Origin of the sequence: Parabacteroides sp. 20_3 (assembly GCF_964238835.1) — a bacterium.
Lineage (GTDB): Bacteria > Bacteroidota > Bacteroidia > Bacteroidales > Tannerellaceae > Parabacteroides > Parabacteroides distasonis.
The window spans coordinates 55,173-70,989 of the sequence record NZ_CAXSNO010000005.1 but is presented as its reverse complement, the minus strand read 5'-3'; the positions used below and the strand labels follow the sequence as shown (position 1 = coordinate 70,989).

Here is a 15,817-nt window from a genome sequence, read left to right as displayed (position 1 = left end):
GTTACGCTGTCGCGCTAGCCATATCTACGGCTTTATTCCCCGATGAAATTCTTGCGTATCAACTCGGCGGACTTGTACTCCTCTTCCAGATACGTCTCAATATGCCGTTTCTTCTTATCCTCTAATATCTCGTTAATAGCGATTAAGATACCCGTTTCTTCCACCTCTCCAAACTCATGGTTGATCGCTGTGCCGAATACACGCATCTTAGGCGACAAGCTCATGTAAGCATTTACCAAAGGAGGCACGTTGATGCCGAATTTACGAACCTCTTGGTTCAATACCTTGTAGTTATCCTTGAAATTATCGTGAGGGAAAAGAGATCTCATCTTCTCTACATCCATATTAGTCTCCAATGGATATACCGGAGTGATCAGTTGGTCTGCGTCCGGGAAATGCAATCCGAGGAAGTATAAGATCATATTACGGGCCTCTTGGTTGTACGTATTGTACATAGTCACCTTCCCGAAATAATACCGCAAGCTCGGATCAACCACGGATAAAGCCCCCAATCCATCCCACAGGTTATCCAACACGAATAAGCCTTTCGCCCCGGAACGGGTGGATTGATACTCCAGAGCCACGAACGAGCGTCCCAACTCTACCGTATAAGGAAGGATCTCCTTGATAAATTTCTCTGAGAAATTAAACAAGTGCGAGGTCGCCAAGATCGGTTTGCCATTCTCGTCGAACTTAACGTCCGAACCACAAAGGAAACGGTATCCCCCCAAGATCTGCTCATCTTCCGGGCTCCAGACAATCAGCTGGCGGTAAGCGTCTTCCATCGTGTCATACTCATCGATATCCACAGGGAATCCCGTGCCACCCCCGTAATAACGGAAAGCGACCTCCCGCAGACGCCCTATCTCTTGCATGACATTGGGTGAGTCGTGCGCCGTGACGATATAAATCTCATTCTTCGATTTATTGGTACTTCTCAACCTCTTCTCTTTGGTCAATTCAGCCTTCAGTAGTGCCCTGTCTATGGGATTGATAATGTCTTGCATATGTTTCGTCTGTTAATCCTTGAGTTTGTAAACCTTGTTTTTTATCCACTCAGCCCATTCGGCGGGTTTCTTGCTATTGTCGAATGTCTGCCAAGGGATAGGCTTCCCGAAATAAATCCAGAAGGTCTTATGTTTGCTCCGGAACATCTCGTCCGGTAAATAAATCATCTCATAATTCATCTTTATACCCAGCGCCTTGCGTATCCGGGCGAGGTTGTAGAAGAAATTGGAATTCTTCCCGTCGAAATAGACCGGTACGATATCCCGCTTGTATTGCACCGCCTTCTGGATGAACGATTTCTTCCACTCCAAGTCTTGTATCTTGCCACCAATCTTGCGAGAGCATAATCCAGCGGGGAAAGTGATGATCTGGTCGTCCGAGGCAAAAGCCTCCTCCAGCATCCGTGCGTTGTCCTTTCCTTGGGTGCCGTGTTTGTTGATCGGTACAAAGATGGATTTTAGATTGGAGAGATAAAGTAATAAATCATTGACCGGATACTTGATGCGGCCTTCGAACCGGGAACCGATAACGGCGGAGAGACAGATACCGTCCAATCCTCCGAGCGGATGGTTGGAGGCGAAGATATAGCGCCCTTCGGTCGGGATGTTTTCCTCATGTACCAGATCGAGGGTAAGGTCAAAATAGCCGATAAGCTCACGCATGAAATCTACCCCTTCCTTATCGTGGTAACGGGTTAATATATCATTCAGTTCCTCTTGATGAACCGTGCGAATCAAGTAGTCCACGATAAATCCCGGAATCTTGCGTGACGCCTTGGGCGCCTTTTGTGCCAATACTTGCTTAATATCTATCTTTGTCACACCTTGTTTTGCCATCTATATAAGCTTGTCAAGGGGCAAAGATAAAGTTAATAATTAAAACGAGAGAGGTTTGAGTGAAGTTTTTGCTTTTTCGCCAGCTATCTTGGCCTTTTCCCCTTGATCTTTTAGCCGCTACCATTAGGGAGGTTAGTCCCCGGGCGCTTGACTATCGGTTATCTAACGGCTGTTGGACGATCATGCACCAACTGTTAGAAGATCATCTACCAACTGTTGCATGATCATCCAACGGCCGTTAGAAGATGAAGGTGAAAGGAAGAATTGGTTAACGGATACCGGTGAAAAGCGTAAGAGATAAGGACGAAAAGACGAAGGGTTAACGACCTGTTGATAACTTTTTCCTACTTTTCTTATATAAATGTTGGCGGGTAATTTTGGAAATGTGTACTTTTACCCACCGATAAGGCATGTGCGTGCGTATCAAAGGAGTACGGCGCTTGATTTTAAGAGGAAGTTTAACGTAAGAACGACGAATGGAAGAAAAAGATAGTTGCTATCATGTACCGGTAATGCTGCGGGAAAGTCTGGAGGGATTGGATATCCGTCCCGACGGGATTTACGTGGATGTTACGTTTGGCGGTGGAGGACATTCCCGCGAGATCTTGAAACGGTTGGGTAGCGGGGGCGAACTTTACGGCTTTGACCAAGACGCGGACGCGGAGCATAATATCCCGGCAGATCCACGATTCACTTTCGTGCGCAGTAATTTCCGTTATTTGTATAATTTTATGCGTTACTATGGAGAAAGCGGGGAGGTAGACGGTCTGTTGGCGGATTTAGGTGTCTCTTCCCATCATTTCGACGATAAGGATCGCGGTTTCTCTTTCCGTTTCGACGGGGCGTTGGATATGCGGATGAATACGCGTGCGGGGCAGACCGCCGCCGATATCGTGAATAATTATACGGCGGAGGCGTTGGCCGATGTGTTTTATCTATATGGCGAGCTGAAGGTGTCACGGAAATTAGCCTCTGTGCTGGTGAAAGCCCGTGAGACAAAGAAGATAGAGACGATCGGGGACTTCTTGGAGGTGATCAAGCCGTTTACGGGGAAGGACAAGGAGAAGAAATTCTTGGCGCAAGTCTTTCAAGCGCTTCGTATCGAGGTGAACGATGAGATGAGGGCGCTGAAAGAGATGCTGCGGAGTACCTTGCGGGTGTTGAGGCCGGGAGGACGTTTGGTGGTTATCACGTATCACTCCTTGGAAGATCGTCTGGTAAAGAACTTTTTGAAGACCGGAAACTTCGAGGGGAAATGCGAGCAGGATTTCTTCGGGAACGTACGATCGCCTTTCCGCTTGGTCAATAATAAGGTGATCGTCCCGACCGACGAGGAGGTGGAGCGGAATCCCCGTTCCCGGAGCGCCAAGTTGAGAATCGCTGAGAAGGTATAAGGAGAAATAGATATGGAAGAAAACGGACAACATAAGAAAACGAGGAAGAAGGAGAAGCGTCTTTCGTTCTGGTATATACTCGGTGGCGGCGTGCTGAAAGAGGATTTTATCTTGAGGCATACGCGTATGATCGTGTTACTTGTCGTGTTGGCGTTTTTCTTTATCGGTAACCGGTATACTTGTATGCAAAAGCTGCGTGAGATCGACCGGTTGCAACAGCAATTGAGGGATGTGCGTTTCGAGGCGTTGTCGATCTCATCCGAGTTGACCGGCAATAGCCGCCAATCGCAAATCGAGTTGCTGATCGAGGAGCAAGGTATTGATCTGGAGGGTGCGAAAACCCCTCCTTATGAGTTATATAAGTGAGATAAGGTGTAAATGGGTATGTCTGAAGAAAACGAACCGAAAGAAATAGAGCCTAAAAGTAGCCGGATTTTATTCTGTTACTTCGTGGTCGTGCTGTTGCTGGGGCTTGTGGCCGTAGGAATCCTGTTCCGTGCCTTTGATACGGCCTTCGTGGAGAGGGATAAATGGATGAAGGTGGCCGAGAGCCAGAAACGACCGAACCGTTTGGTGTTGCCCGGACGTGGCAATATCTATTCGTCGGACGGTAAGTTGATGGCTACCAGCGTGCCTCGTTATTATATGTATATCGACTTTAAGGCGGATGCGTATACTCCGGCTAAGGATGCCAAGTATAATTGGCTGGATACGTTCAAGACGTCCAAGAAGGATGGGGTGGACTCGTTGGCGTTTTATCTTTCCCGTAAATTGAAGGATCGTACGCCGGCGGGCTATAAGGCTTATCTGTTGAAAGGGCTGAGCGGTAAGAGCCGCCAGTTCCCGATTTACGCGGGGAAGGTCTCGTATTCGGACTTGAAGGAGATCCGTAAGTTCCCGTTCCTTCGTCTGGGACGTTATAAGAGCGGTTTTTATACGAAGGAGATGGTGCAGCGCCAGAAACCTTTCGGGACCTTGGCGTCTCGTACGATCGGTGATATCTACGGAGAGATCGAGGAGGGTGGAACTACGAAGGGGAAGAATGGATTGGAGTTGCAATACGATTCGCTCCTGCGGGGGCAGGCCGGGTTGAGTTCCGTTCGTCGTGTCGGTGGAGGCTGGACGAACGTGATTGAGGTGGATCCGGTGGATGGCATGGATATTCGCACCACGATCGATATCAATATACAGGATATAACCGAGAAATCGCTGGTCGATAAATTGAAGGCGATCGATGCCGAGTCTGGTACGGCTGTCGTGATGGAGGTCGAGACCGGAGAGATCAAGGCGATCACGAATATGGGGCGTATCCGTGAGGGCGTATATGGCGAGACGAAGAATCATGCCGTGGCGGACGAGATCGAGCCGGGCTCTACTTTCAAGGTGGCCTCTATCATGGTGGCCTTGGAGGATGGTTTATGCAATCCGGGAGATACGGTCGATGTAGGCAATGGTATATATATGTATAAGGGTGCCCGCATGACGGACCATAATATGAATAAAGGCGGATACGGTCGGATCTCGGTGGAGCAGGCGATTTGGTATTCCTCTAATATCGGTGTAGCCAAGACGATCCTGAAAGGTTATTCGGATAACCCGACAAAGTTCGTGGAGGGACTGTACCGTATCGGTATGAACGCGGATCTTCGTTTGGAGATACCGGGGGCGGGACGTGCCAAGATACGTCGCCCGGATGATACGACCCGTTATTGGTCCAAGACCACCTTGCCTTGGATGTCGTTCGGTTACGAGACGCAGGTACCGCCGATCAATACGCTGGCGTTCTTTAACGCGATCGCGAACGACGGGAAGATGGTTCGCCCGATGTTTACGAAAGAGATCTTACATAACGGCAAGACCGTGCAGAGTTTTTCCACGGAGGTGATCAACTCTTCGATTTGCTCGGATCATACGCTGGCGTTGATAAAAGATATGTTGCTGGGAGTCGTGGAGAAAGGGACCGGTAAGGCGGTTCATTCGGATATTGTCCGGATCGCCGGAAAGACCGGTACGGCGCAGATCGCTACGGGCGGTGTCTACCGTACGAGCGGGCACCAAGTCTCTTTCTGTGGCTATTTCCCGGCCGATCATCCGAAGTATTCTTGTATCGTGGTGATCCGCCGTCCCCGTATTGGTTATCCTTCGGGCGGTACGATGTCGGGAGGCGTGGTGCGTGCGATCGCCGAGAAGATATACGCCAGCCATATGTCGTTCGATGTCCGGGATATGGAACGGGATTCGATGGCCGTGATGGTACCTCGTGTGAAAGGCGGCGATCTGAGGGCGGTAGAGGACGTATTAGATGAATTGGATATTAAGGCGGATACGGACAGTTTGGAGACAAAGTGGGTCGTAGCCTCCGCCGAGCAAGAAGAGAATAAGGTGAAATTAAGCGATCTGACGATTCGTGAGGGCCTGGTACCCCGGGTAGTCGGCATGGGTGCTAAAGATGCGGTTTTCTTGTTGGAGCAAGCCGGTCTGCGTGTCTCTTTGTCGGGTGTCGGACGGGTCGTTTCGCAGAGTATTCAACCCGGACAGCGAGTGTCTAAGGGGCAGACCGTATTATTAACATTGAAATAGGTATGGAACTAAGGGATTTAATCGGTGCGTTGGAAGCTCCTATGTTGATGGGGGCGGATAATGTGGATATCACGAATATTCAATCAGACTCTCGTCGGGTGACGAAAGGGTCTTTGTTTGTCGCTGTGAGAGGTACGGCCGTGGATGGCCATGCCTATATGGACAGCGCCATAGAGAAGGGGGCTGTCGCTATCGTATGCGAGGAGGCTCCGTCCTATTTGGAGGGGAGATGCTCGTTTATCGTGGTGAAGGATTCGGCGGAGGCGTTGGGTCTTTTGGTTTCCCGCTGGTATGGTGATCCTTCCCGGAAATTGGTGTTGGTAGGCGTGACGGGTACGAACGGGAAGACTACGATCGCTACTTTATTATATGAGATGTTCCGGAAGATGGGACATAAGGTGGGATTGCTTTCCACGGTATGTAATTATATAGATGGCGAGGCGGTACCGACGGATCATACGACACCGGACCCGCTTACGCTTCATTCCTTGATGGCCCGGATGGTAGAGGCCGGGTGTGAGTATGCTTTTATGGAGGTTAGCTCTCATTCGATCGATCAGCGGCGCATCAGCGGCCTGTCTTTCGACGGGGGGATTTTCACGAACTTGACCCGTGATCATTTGGACTATCATAAGACCGTGGAGAATTACTTGAAAGCGAAGAAGAAATTCTTCGATGACCTGCCTGCCGGGACTTTTGCCTTGACGAATGCCGATGATAAATCCGGCTTGGTGATGTTGCAAAATACGAAGGCGAAAAAGCTGACCTATTCCTTGCGTACCTTGGCCGATTTCAAGGGAAAGATATTGGAATCTCATTTCGAGGGTACAGACTTGATCATTAACGGTCGGGAGGTTATGGTGCATTTCGTGGGACGTTTCAACGCTTATAACTTGCTGGCCGTGTACGGAGCCGCGGTTTCTTTAGGGAAAGATCCCGAGGAGGTGTTGATCGTGCTGAGCACGCTTCGCTCCGTATCCGGTCGCTTCGAGACGATCCAGTCTCCGCTCGGTTATACGGCGATCGTGGATTATGCTCACACACCGGATGCCTTGACGAATGTACTGAATGGCATTCATGAGGTATTGGACGGGAAAGGACGTATCATTACCGTCGTGGGTGCCGGGGGAAACCGGGACAAGGGGAAACGCCCGCTGATGGCGAAAGAGGCTGTCAAGCTGAGCGATCAGGTAATTCTGACTTCCGATAACCCGCGCTTTGAGGAACCGGATGATATTATTAACGATATGGTAGCCGGATTGACGAAAATGGATATGGAACGTGCCTTATGTATCACGGACCGTACGCAAGCGATCAAGACCGCTACGATGTTGGCGAAGAAAGGGGATGTGATCCTTGTTGCCGGAAAAGGCCACGAAGACTATCAGGAGATCAAGGGGGTGAAACATCACTTTGACGACCGTGAGAAGTTACGCGAGATTTTTTCGACACAACAATCATAATATTTAAGACGACATGCTTTATTATCTTTTTAATTATTTGGATCAGTTGGATTTCCCGGGAGCGGGTATGTTTAAGTACGTATCTTTCCGCTCGGGGTTGGCCTTGATCTTGTCCTTGTTTATCTCTACGGCGATCGGCCGGCGTATCATCGATAAGTTGCAAATGTTGCAGATCGGCGAGACGGTGAGAAATCTTGGGCTGGAGGGCCAGATGAGCAAGAAGGGAACGCCGACGATGGGAGGTATTATCATTATTATCGCTATATTGATCCCGACTTTACTGTGTGCCAAGTTGAATAATATCTATGTGATATTGATGTTGGTGACTACGGTTTGGCTGGGAGCCTTGGGATTCGCGGATGATTATATCAAGGTGTTCAAGAAGAATAAGGAGGGCATGCACGGACGTTTCAAGATCGTCGGGCAGGTAGGACTGGGCCTGATCGTTGGCTTGGTATTGTTCATGAGCCCGGATGTGGTGATCAAGGAGAATATGGAGGTGCGCCATGATAACGTGATCGAGGAGGTGCGTTATCATACGGTGGAGACCAAGTCGACAAAGACGACCATCCCGTTCTTGAAAAACAATAATTTCGATTACGCCAACTTGGTGAACTGGGCGGGCGATTATAAGGAGGAGGCTGCGTGGCTGGTGTTCGTGCTGATGGTGATCTTTGTGGTGACCGCCGTGTCGAACGGAGCCAATATGACGGATGGACTGGACGGCTTGGCTGCCGGAACATCGGCTATCATCGGGGTGGCGCTCGGTATTTTGGCTTATATGTCATCCCACTTTGAGTTCGCCTCGTTCTTGAATATCATGTTTATACCCGGCGCGGAGGAGTTGGTGGTTTATGCCGCTGCCTTTATCGGTGCCACGGTCGGTTTCTTATGGTACAACTCGTATCCGGCCCAAGTATTTATGGGAGATACGGGGAGCTTGACCTTGGGAGGTATTATCGCTGTTTTCGCGATCATCATCCGTAAGGAGTTGTTGATTCCGATCCTTTGCGGTATTTTTTTGGTGGAGAATATATCGGTCATGTTGCAAGTGGCCTACTTTAAATATACGAAGAAGAAGTATGGGGAAGGTCGCCGTATCTTCAAGATGGCTCCTTTACACCATCATTTCCAGAAGCCGGGAAACGCGGGTATACAGGCGTTGATCCAAAAGCCGTTCAATGTCGTGCCTGAATCGAAGATCGTGGTCCGTTTCTGGTTGATCGGTATTATTTTGGCTGTTATGACGATAGTTACGTTAAAGATGAGATAAAAGATGAGTAAGAGAATGGTTATATTAGGGGCCGGGGAGAGTGGCGCGGGAGCCGCTGTCTTGGCGAAGGCGAAAGGATTCGACGTGTTCGTGTCCGATAAATCGTCTATCAAACCTAAGTATAAGGAGATGCTGGACAACCACGGGATTCGTTGGGAAGAGGGACAGCATACCGAAGCCGACATCTTGAATGCCGACGAAATTGTCAAGAGCCCGGGTATTCCCGACAAGGCTCCTATCATACAGTTATTGAAGAAGCAAGGTACGCCGATCATTTCCGAGATCGAGTATGCCGGAAGGTATACGGACTCGAAGATGATTTGCATCACGGGTAGCAACGGCAAGACGACAACGACGATGCTTACGTATCATATACTGAAAGAAGCGGGCGTGGACGTGGGCTTGGCCGGAAATGTCGGAAACAGCTTGGCGCTTCAGGTTGCGGAAGATCCACATGCGGTCTACGTGATCGAGTTGAGCAGTTTCCAACTGGATAATATGTACGACTTTAGAGCGGATATCGCTATTATATTGAATATAACACCGGATCATCTGGACCGTTATAACTATGAGATGCAGAATTATGTAGACGCTAAGTTCCGCATCTTGCAAAATCAGACGAAGGACGACGCCTTCATTTTCTGGAACGATGACCCGATCATAGCCCGTGAGATCGCCAAACGGCATCCTGAGGCTACTCTTTACCCATTCGCCGAGACACATGAGAACGGCGTGAAGGGATATACGGAAAATAATCAAGTAGTTATTGAAACGGCAAACGGAACATTTACGATGGAACAAGACCTATTGGCATTGACTGGTACGCATAACCTGTATAACTCTTTGGCTTCGGGGATAGCGTCCAAGATCGTGGACATTCATGATGAGAAAATACGTGCCTCACTCAGTGATTTCACGGGTGTTGAGCACCGTTTGGAAAAGGTGCTTCGCGTGCGTGGTGTTGATTATATCAATGACTCGAAAGCTACGAACGTAAACTCTTGTTGGTATGCCTTGCAGAGCATGACGACTCCGGTCGTTTTGATCTTAGGGGGCACGGATAAAGGGAATGATTACTCGGAGATCGAGGAATTAGTGAATAAGAAGGTACATTCATTGATTTTCATGGGTGTGGATAATACGAAACTGCATGCGTTCTTCGACGGGAAAGTGGCGAATATTGAAGACGCCCGCTCGATGGAGGAGGCTGTGGCGAAAGCTTATAAGATGGCTCATAAGGGAGATACGGTATTGCTCTCTCCTTGTTGCGCCAGCTTCGACCTGTTCAAGAGCTATGAGGATCGGGGCGATCAGTTCAAGGCTTGCGTACGTAATTTGTAATAAAGGATAAAATGGATCTGGCGAGTAAACTGTTTAAGGGCGACCGGGTGATATGGATCATCTTCATGTTCCTGTGTCTTATATCGGTGGTGGAGGTGTTCAGCGCGACCAGTACGATCGCTTATAAGAACGCGAATCACTGGGCGCCTATCGTACGGCACGCCACCTTTTTATTGGGGGGTTTCGTCATGGTATTGCTGTTACATAATATACCGTGTCGTTTCTTCTCTGCGTTTATTATATTATTGCCGGTCTCGATGTTGATGTTGATCGTGACGCCCTTTATCGGCGTGGACGCTAATGATGCGCATCGATGGCTGGAAATCATGGGAATACAGTTCCAGCCTTCGGAGTTCGGGAAGCTGGCTTGTGTCGTGTTTGTCGCTTTCTTGCTCAGCAAGCGGGGGAAATTAACGGAGAACCAGATCTTTAAGTATATACTGATTGGAGTAGGACTCACCTGTGTCTTGATTCTGCCAGAGAACTTCTCTACGGCGTTTATGCTATTCGGGGTTTGTTTCCTGATGATGTTTATCGGTCAGTTGCCATTTGGTAAGTTGGCGAAGCTGGCGGGCATCTTGATGTTGGCGTTGGTGTTGTTCTTGGTGTTGCTTAAGTTTACGCCAGCCGCTATTACTCAGTATTTGCCGGATCGATTCGTTACTTGGCAGGGGCGTTTGGAGCGTTTCTTCGACGGGCATAAGGATAATTTGGATGAGAGTGGTACGTATAAGATAACCGATGATAATTATCAGGTAACCCATGCGAAGATAGCTATTGCCAGGGGAGGCGTATTAGGACAGATGCCCGGACATGGCCAACAGCGTGACTTCCTGCCACAGGCGTATTCAGATTTTATCTATGCGATTATCATAGAGGAACTGGGTATCGTTGGGGGGATCTTTGTACTGTTGCTTTATATAATGCTGCTAGTGCGGGTCGGGATGATCGCCCGGAAATGTGATAAATCATTCCCGAAATTCCTAGTGTTGGGATGTGGGTTGCTGGTGGTAGTCCAAGCCTTGGCGAATATGGCGGTAGCCGTGAATTTAGTGCCCGTTACCGGGCAACCGATGCCGTTGGTGAGCCGGGGTGGTACGTCTACGCTTATATCTTGTATCTATTTCGGGATCATATTGAGCGTAAGTCGTTTTGGAGCCAATATCGGAAATGAGGATGAGGAAGAGGAGGATACGGAGAATCCAGAGAATCCTTCCGACGAGCCATCCGGAGAGACAATAAATCAGGCGGTCGAGGGAGAGAAAGAAGATAATCCGCTGTCGGCTGTCGAAACGATAACTGTAGAGTCAAAAGTATGAGAAAGTACCGGATCATAATAAGTGGTGGTGGTACGGGAGGCCATATCTTCCCGGCCATATCTATCGCTAATACTTTCAAGAAACGTTTTCCGGATGCGGAAATCTTATTTGTGGGGGCGGAAGACCGCATGGAAATGGATAAGGTTCCGGCAGCTGGTTATAAAATTGTAGGTTTACCAGTGAGTGGGTTTGATCGTGCCCACTTGATGAACAACGTGAAGGTCATGGCTCGTTTAGCGAAAAGCTTGCGCTTGGCGAGGAAGACGATTCGTGAGTTCAAGCCAGATATAGCGGTCGGCGTGGGCGGTTATGCCAGTGGACCGACTTTATGGATGGCGGCTTCGCAAGGTGTTCCTGCGTTGATACAGGAGCAAAACTCATATGCCGGTGTGACCAATAAGTTGTTGGCGAAGAAAGCGAGCAAGATTTGTGTCGCTTACGAGGGCATGGAGAAGTTCTTTCCGGCGGATAAGATCGTGATTACGGGAAATCCGGTGCGACAGGATTTGGAAGAGGCGCTGAGTAAGAAAGAGGAGGCGTTGGCGTTCTTCGGGCTTTCTCCGGAGAAAAAAACGATCCTTGTGGTAGGTGGTAGCCTTGGCGCACGGACGATTAACCGGAGTATTCAAGGGGATCTGGATAAGTTCTTCGCCTCGGATGTACAGGTTATTTGGCAAACCGGTAGGTATTATTACAGCGACGCTTCCAAGCATTTGAAGGCGTACCGGGGAATGCCGGTTTGGTGCTCAGACTTTATTACCCGTATGGATTATGCTTATTCAGCGGCCGATTTGGTGATATCCCGTGCGGGGGCTAGTTCTATCTCGGAGCTTTGCTTATTAGGAAAACCGGTGGTCTTGGTGCCTTCGCCGAATGTGGCGGAAGATCATCAGACCAAGAATGCCTTGGCCTTGGTCCATAAGGATGCCGCCGTTATGATCGCCGATAAAGACGCGGAAAAGGATTTGGTGCCTACTGCCTTGAAGATAGTTCATGACGATGAACGTTTGCGTACGTTGAGCCGTAATATCGAGACCTTGGCGCAACGCCATAGTGCGGACCGTATCGTGGATGAGATTGTTAAGATTATAGATAAGAAATAAGGAATATGGATATAAATAAAGTGACAGCGGTGTATTTCGTAGGTGCCGGGGGCATTGGAATGAGTGCCTTGATCCGTTATTTCCTCGCTAAGGGAAAACGAGTGGGCGGATACGATAAGACCCCTTCCGATTTAACCGAGGAGTTGAAAAAGGAGGGAGCCGATATTCACTATGAGGATAATGTAGCTTTGATCGGGGAGGCGTTCAAGTCGCCCGATGATACGCTGGTGGTTTATACGCCGGCGGTCCCGGAGTCGCATACGGAATTGACCTATTTCCGGGCGCACGGTTTTGAGGTGATGAAGCGGGCACGTGTCTTGGGAGAGATTACGAAAAGCAGCCGGGGTTTATGCGTGGCGGGAACGCACGGCAAGACAACGACCTCTTCTATGCTGGCTCATTTGCTGAAACAATCGCCAGTGGATTGCAATGCTTTCCTCGGAGGAATCCTAAAGAACTACGAGAGTAATTTGATGTTGTCTGATACGAGCGACTTTACCGTGATCGAGGCGGATGAGTTCGATCGTTCTTTTCATTGGCTTACTCCTTATATGGCAGTGATTACTTCCGCAGATCCAGATCATCTGGATATTTACGGTACGGCGGAGGCTTACCGGGAGAGTTTCGAGAAATTTACCTCCTTAATTCGTCCCGATGGTTGTCTACTGATCAAGAAAGGAATCAACGTAACGCCCCGTTTACAGGAGGGTGTCAAGAAATATACCTATTCCGTTACGGAAATAGCGGACTTTTACGCTGAAAATATTCGTATTTGCGACGGAAATATTACCTTTGACTTCGTTGGTCCGGAAATCCGTATTCCTGATGTGGAATTAGGTGTTCCCGTAAAGGTTAATATAGAGAACGGGGTAGCGGCTATGGCGATCGCTTGGTTGAACGGAGTGAAACCGGAGGATTTGAAAAAGGGTATGGCTACATTTGCCGGACCTCGCCGCCGTTTCGATTTCCATTTGAAGACTGATCAAGTGGTATTGATCGATGATTATGCCCATCATCCGGCCGAATTGCGACAGAGTATCTTGTCGGTGAAGGAATTATATGCGGGTCGTAAGGTGACAGGTATTTTCCAGCCGCATCTATATACCCGTACCCGGGATTTCGCTGGTGATTTCGCCGCGAGTCTCTCTTTATTGGATGAGTTGATCTTGCTGGATATCTATCCGGCTCGTGAGGAACCGATTCCGGGGGTGAGCTCTCGGATCATTTTTGATAAGGTGACGATCCCTTCCAAGACGCTGTGTAAGAAGGAAGAGCTTTTGGACGTGGTTGCCGCCGGGAAATATGAGGTAGTATTAATGGTAGGCGCCGGTAATATCGACCGTTTGGTGGAGCCTGTAAAAGAGATTTTATGTAAACAAATAAGGAAACCGTGATCCGAATAATTTCCATAGTAGTAGCCACGTTGTTGTTCTGTTACATCGTGTTTGTGTCGTTTTTCTTTCGGGAAATACGTCAGGACTCTATTTGCCAAGATCTGCAAGTCGTGGTGAAAGACAGTCTGGATAAACACTTCGTGAGCGAGAGTGACCTTGTGTCTATACTGAAGAAAGCCGGGCTAGATCCGATCAAGCGGTCAATGGCCGACGTGAATACGGATCGGATAGAGACGGAATTGCTTAAGAATGAGATGATCGCCCAAGTGGAGGCGTATAAGACTCCTTCGGGTATTATCAAGCTAGAGGTCATGCAAAAGATGCCTATCCTCCGGATTATGGGCGTAAGAGGTAGTTATTACGTGGATAATCTGGGAACCACCATGCCGATCAGTCGTCGGTATGCTGCGCATGTGCCAATTGTGAGTGGATATGTGGAAAAAGAGCTTGCGGTGACCGACTTATACAAATTTGCATTATTTTTGCAAGAGAATGAGTTCTGGAATGACCAGATTGAACAAATCTATGTCTATCCGGATAATGATATAGAACTTATTCCAAGAGTGGGTAACCACCGGATCATGTTGGGTACTTTGGATGAATTCGAAGAAAAGCTTGCGAATTTAAAGCTTTTCTATGAACAAGCGATCCCTAAAGTGGGTTGGGAAAAGTACAGTATGATTAATTTAAAATATAAGAATCAGATTGTTTGTACTAAAAAATAGATGATATGGCATACACAGACTTTATAGCAGCTATTGACCTAGGTACCTCCCATATGGTAGGAATGGTGGGGACTAAGAATGCGACGGGCGCTCTTTCAATCATCGCCTACGAAGTTGAGAACTCCGGCACCTGCATACGAAGAGGATGTGTATATAACGTGAAGGAGACGGCGAGTAAGATAAAACGCTTGATCCTCAAGTTGGAGAATAAACTGGGGGGGACCAAGATCGGGCAGGTATATGTGGGACTGGGTGGCCAGTCACTCCGTTCTATCGAGCATACGGTTTGCAAGGTGTTGGGAATGGAAGGAGTGGTTACGGAGGAGATCATAGACTCTCTTTATCAAGAGTGTAAGGATTATCGTCCGGATATGTTGACCGTTCTTGACGTGGTTTCTCCTTCCTATTTTTTAGATGATAAGCCAGAGTCCAACCCGGTGGGCGTGCCTTGTAGCCGTATCGAGGCTCGTTATAAGTTGATTGTTGGACGTCCTTCCTTGAAATTAAATATTGTCAATAGCATCTCGGAACAAGCGAAAATCGAGATCGCCGGTATTCTGGTGTCACCCCTTGCGTTGGGAGATGTTGTCTTGAGCGACAATGAGAAGGACTTGGGTTGCGCCTTGATCGGTTTCGGTGCCGGCGTGACGACGATATCTGTCTATAAGGGTGGTAAGTTGGCCAGCCTTTCCGTTGTTCCCTTTGGAGGTAATTTGATAACAAAAGATATAACCAATCTCAGGGTCGTAGAGTCTGAGGCGGAACGCTTGAAGATCACTTATGGTAGCGCGAAAGCGGACCGGGATAATGATATGACCATCCAAGTGAGTTTAGCGGATGGAATGGGCTTGCGTGAGATTAAGCTGGCCGAGTTGAACGGCGTGATCGAGGCCCGTATGGATGAGATCTTAGAGAATGTATATGCTCGTCTGGAGGCTACAGGCTTGATGAGCGTTCTCGGTGCCGGCATCGTGATTACGGGTGGAGGCGCCGCTTTGAAGAATTTACCGGCTGTTATGAGCGAACGCTTGAAGATGGAGGTTCGCTATTCAGCGGTTCGCAAGGGGGTTGTCGCTAGTGGTGATTTAGTGGTCGCCAGCAATCCCGAATATGCGGTAGCCGTCGGCCTCTTGGCGAAAGGAACTAAGAATTGCGCGTTATATATTCCTCCTAAACCGGAGCCTAAGATTGAGCCGGTGGTTGAGCCTGAACCGACAGTGGAACCGACTCCGGAACCGGAACCCGTCAAGGAGAAGCCGAAGAAAGAGAAGAAAAAAGGTCCCGGCTTGTTCGGGCGGTTGACAAAAGGAATCGATACCTTTGGTAAAACCCTCTTCGATGACGATGATAACGAGAGTAAATAACGTGATCTACGAATGTA

At 48.7% G+C, this 15,817-nt stretch carries 13 protein-coding genes; 11 read left to right on the top strand and 2 right to left on the bottom strand.

All coding sequences use genetic code 11. The annotated features are described in order from the left end of the window. Positions 1-32 precede the first annotated feature (32 nt). The gene (locus ACESPU_RS11675) at positions 33-1,007 is read right to left on the bottom strand and encodes a GNAT family N-acetyltransferase (protein ID WP_005866962.1); all 975 of its coding nucleotides are present in this window, start codon (positions 1,005-1,007) and stop codon (positions 33-35) included. A 12-nt stretch (positions 1,008-1,019) separates the two neighbouring features. Next, the gene (locus ACESPU_RS11670) at positions 1,020-1,844 is read right to left on the bottom strand and encodes a 1-acyl-sn-glycerol-3-phosphate acyltransferase (protein WP_373133371.1); all 825 of its coding nucleotides are present in this window, start codon (positions 1,842-1,844) and stop codon (positions 1,020-1,022) included. 476 nt (positions 1,845-2,320) lie between these two features. On the opposite strand from ACESPU_RS11670, the gene rsmH reads away from it, so the two are divergent. From rsmH to ftsA, 11 genes are read left to right on the top strand one after another with little or no spacing between them, the layout of a single operon-like run. Beyond that, a complete protein-coding gene (gene rsmH, locus ACESPU_RS11665; RefSeq protein ID WP_129984525.1) occupies positions 2,321-3,238 on the top strand; it encodes a 16S rRNA (cytosine(1402)-N(4))-methyltransferase RsmH in 918 nt (305 codons plus the stop codon). Between the two features lie 12 nt (positions 3,239-3,250). Beyond that, a complete protein-coding gene (locus ACESPU_RS11660; protein WP_005861360.1) occupies positions 3,251-3,604 on the top strand; it encodes an FtsL-like putative cell division protein in 354 nt (117 codons plus the stop codon). An 18-nt stretch (positions 3,605-3,622) separates the two neighbouring features. After that, on the top strand, positions 3,623-5,818 hold the full coding sequence (locus tag ACESPU_RS11655; RefSeq protein WP_005866967.1) for a penicillin-binding protein: 2,196 nt from the start codon (positions 3,623-3,625) through the stop codon (positions 5,816-5,818). Positions 5,819-5,820: 2 nt separating this feature from the next. Then, positions 5,821-7,281: a UDP-N-acetylmuramoyl-L-alanyl-D-glutamate--2,6-diaminopimelate ligase gene (locus ACESPU_RS11650; RefSeq protein ID WP_087343696.1), complete on the top strand. Its 1,461-nt coding sequence runs from the start codon at positions 5,821-5,823 to the stop codon at positions 7,279-7,281. 13 nt (positions 7,282-7,294) lie between these two features. Then, positions 7,295-8,554, top strand: a complete 1,260-nt coding sequence (gene mraY, locus ACESPU_RS11645; RefSeq protein WP_005861367.1) for a phospho-N-acetylmuramoyl-pentapeptide-transferase — start codon at positions 7,295-7,297, stop codon at positions 8,552-8,554. A 3-nt stretch (positions 8,555-8,557) separates the two neighbouring features. Then, positions 8,558-9,895, top strand: a complete 1,338-nt coding sequence (gene murD / locus ACESPU_RS11640; RefSeq protein WP_373133370.1) for a UDP-N-acetylmuramoyl-L-alanine--D-glutamate ligase — start codon at positions 8,558-8,560, stop codon at positions 9,893-9,895. A gap of 11 nt (positions 9,896-9,906) precedes the next feature. Continuing rightward, positions 9,907-11,214: an FtsW/RodA/SpoVE family cell cycle protein gene (locus ACESPU_RS11635; protein ID WP_005866970.1), complete on the top strand. Its 1,308-nt coding sequence runs from the start codon at positions 9,907-9,909 to the stop codon at positions 11,212-11,214. After that, positions 11,211-12,317 (top strand): undecaprenyldiphospho-muramoylpentapeptide beta-N-acetylglucosaminyltransferase, encoded by a 1,107-nt coding sequence (gene murG / locus ACESPU_RS11630; protein ID WP_008773833.1) that lies wholly within the window; start codon positions 11,211-11,213, stop codon positions 12,315-12,317. Before ACESPU_RS11635 ends, murG begins: the two co-directional genes overlap by 4 nt. A 5-nt stretch (positions 12,318-12,322) precedes the next feature. After that, positions 12,323-13,711 (top strand): UDP-N-acetylmuramate--L-alanine ligase, encoded by a 1,389-nt coding sequence (gene murC, locus ACESPU_RS11625; protein ID WP_005861375.1) that lies wholly within the window; start codon positions 12,323-12,325, stop codon positions 13,709-13,711. Further along, positions 13,708-14,436, top strand: a complete 729-nt coding sequence (locus ACESPU_RS11620) for a cell division protein FtsQ/DivIB (RefSeq protein WP_005866972.1) — start codon at positions 13,708-13,710, stop codon at positions 14,434-14,436. Before murC ends, ACESPU_RS11620 begins: the two co-directional genes overlap by 4 nt. A gap of 5 nt (positions 14,437-14,441) precedes the next feature. Beyond that, positions 14,442-15,800: a cell division protein FtsA gene (gene ftsA, locus ACESPU_RS11615; protein WP_048927970.1), complete on the top strand. Its 1,359-nt coding sequence runs from the start codon at positions 14,442-14,444 to the stop codon at positions 15,798-15,800. The last annotated feature ends 17 nt before the right edge of the window (positions 15,801-15,817 follow it).

Excerpts from the sequence above, each read along its gene's own strand:
- murG (WP_008773833.1), top strand. The coding sequence starts at position 11,211 with ATGAGAAAGTACCGGATCATAATAAGTGGTGGTGGTACGGGAGGCCAT.
- ACESPU_RS11635 (WP_005866970.1), top strand. The coding sequence starts at position 9,907 with ATGGATCTGGCGAGTAAACTGTTTAAGGGCGACCGGGTGATATGGATC.
- ACESPU_RS11660 (WP_005861360.1), top strand. The coding sequence starts at position 3,251 with ATGGAAGAAAACGGACAACATAAGAAAACGAGGAAGAAGGAGAAGCGT.
- rsmH (WP_129984525.1), top strand. The coding sequence starts at position 2,321 with ATGGAAGAAAAAGATAGTTGCTATCATGTACCGGTAATGCTGCGGGAA.
- mraY (WP_005861367.1), top strand. The coding sequence starts at position 7,295 with ATGCTTTATTATCTTTTTAATTATTTGGATCAGTTGGATTTCCCGGGA.
- ftsA (WP_048927970.1), top strand. The coding sequence starts at position 14,442 with ATGGCATACACAGACTTTATAGCAGCTATTGACCTAGGTACCTCCCAT.
- ACESPU_RS11675 (WP_005866962.1), bottom strand. The coding sequence starts at position 1,007 with ATGCAAGACATTATCAATCCCATAGACAGGGCACTACTGAAGGCTGAA.
- ACESPU_RS11650 (WP_087343696.1), top strand. The coding sequence starts at position 5,821 with ATGGAACTAAGGGATTTAATCGGTGCGTTGGAAGCTCCTATGTTGATG.
- ACESPU_RS11670 (WP_373133371.1), bottom strand. The coding sequence starts at position 1,844 with ATGGCAAAACAAGGTGTGACAAAGATAGATATTAAGCAAGTATTGGCA.
- murC (WP_005861375.1), top strand. The coding sequence starts at position 12,323 with ATGGATATAAATAAAGTGACAGCGGTGTATTTCGTAGGTGCCGGGGGC.
- ACESPU_RS11655 (WP_005866967.1), top strand. The coding sequence starts at position 3,623 with ATGTCTGAAGAAAACGAACCGAAAGAAATAGAGCCTAAAAGTAGCCGG.
- murD (WP_373133370.1), top strand. The coding sequence starts at position 8,558 with ATGAGTAAGAGAATGGTTATATTAGGGGCCGGGGAGAGTGGCGCGGGA.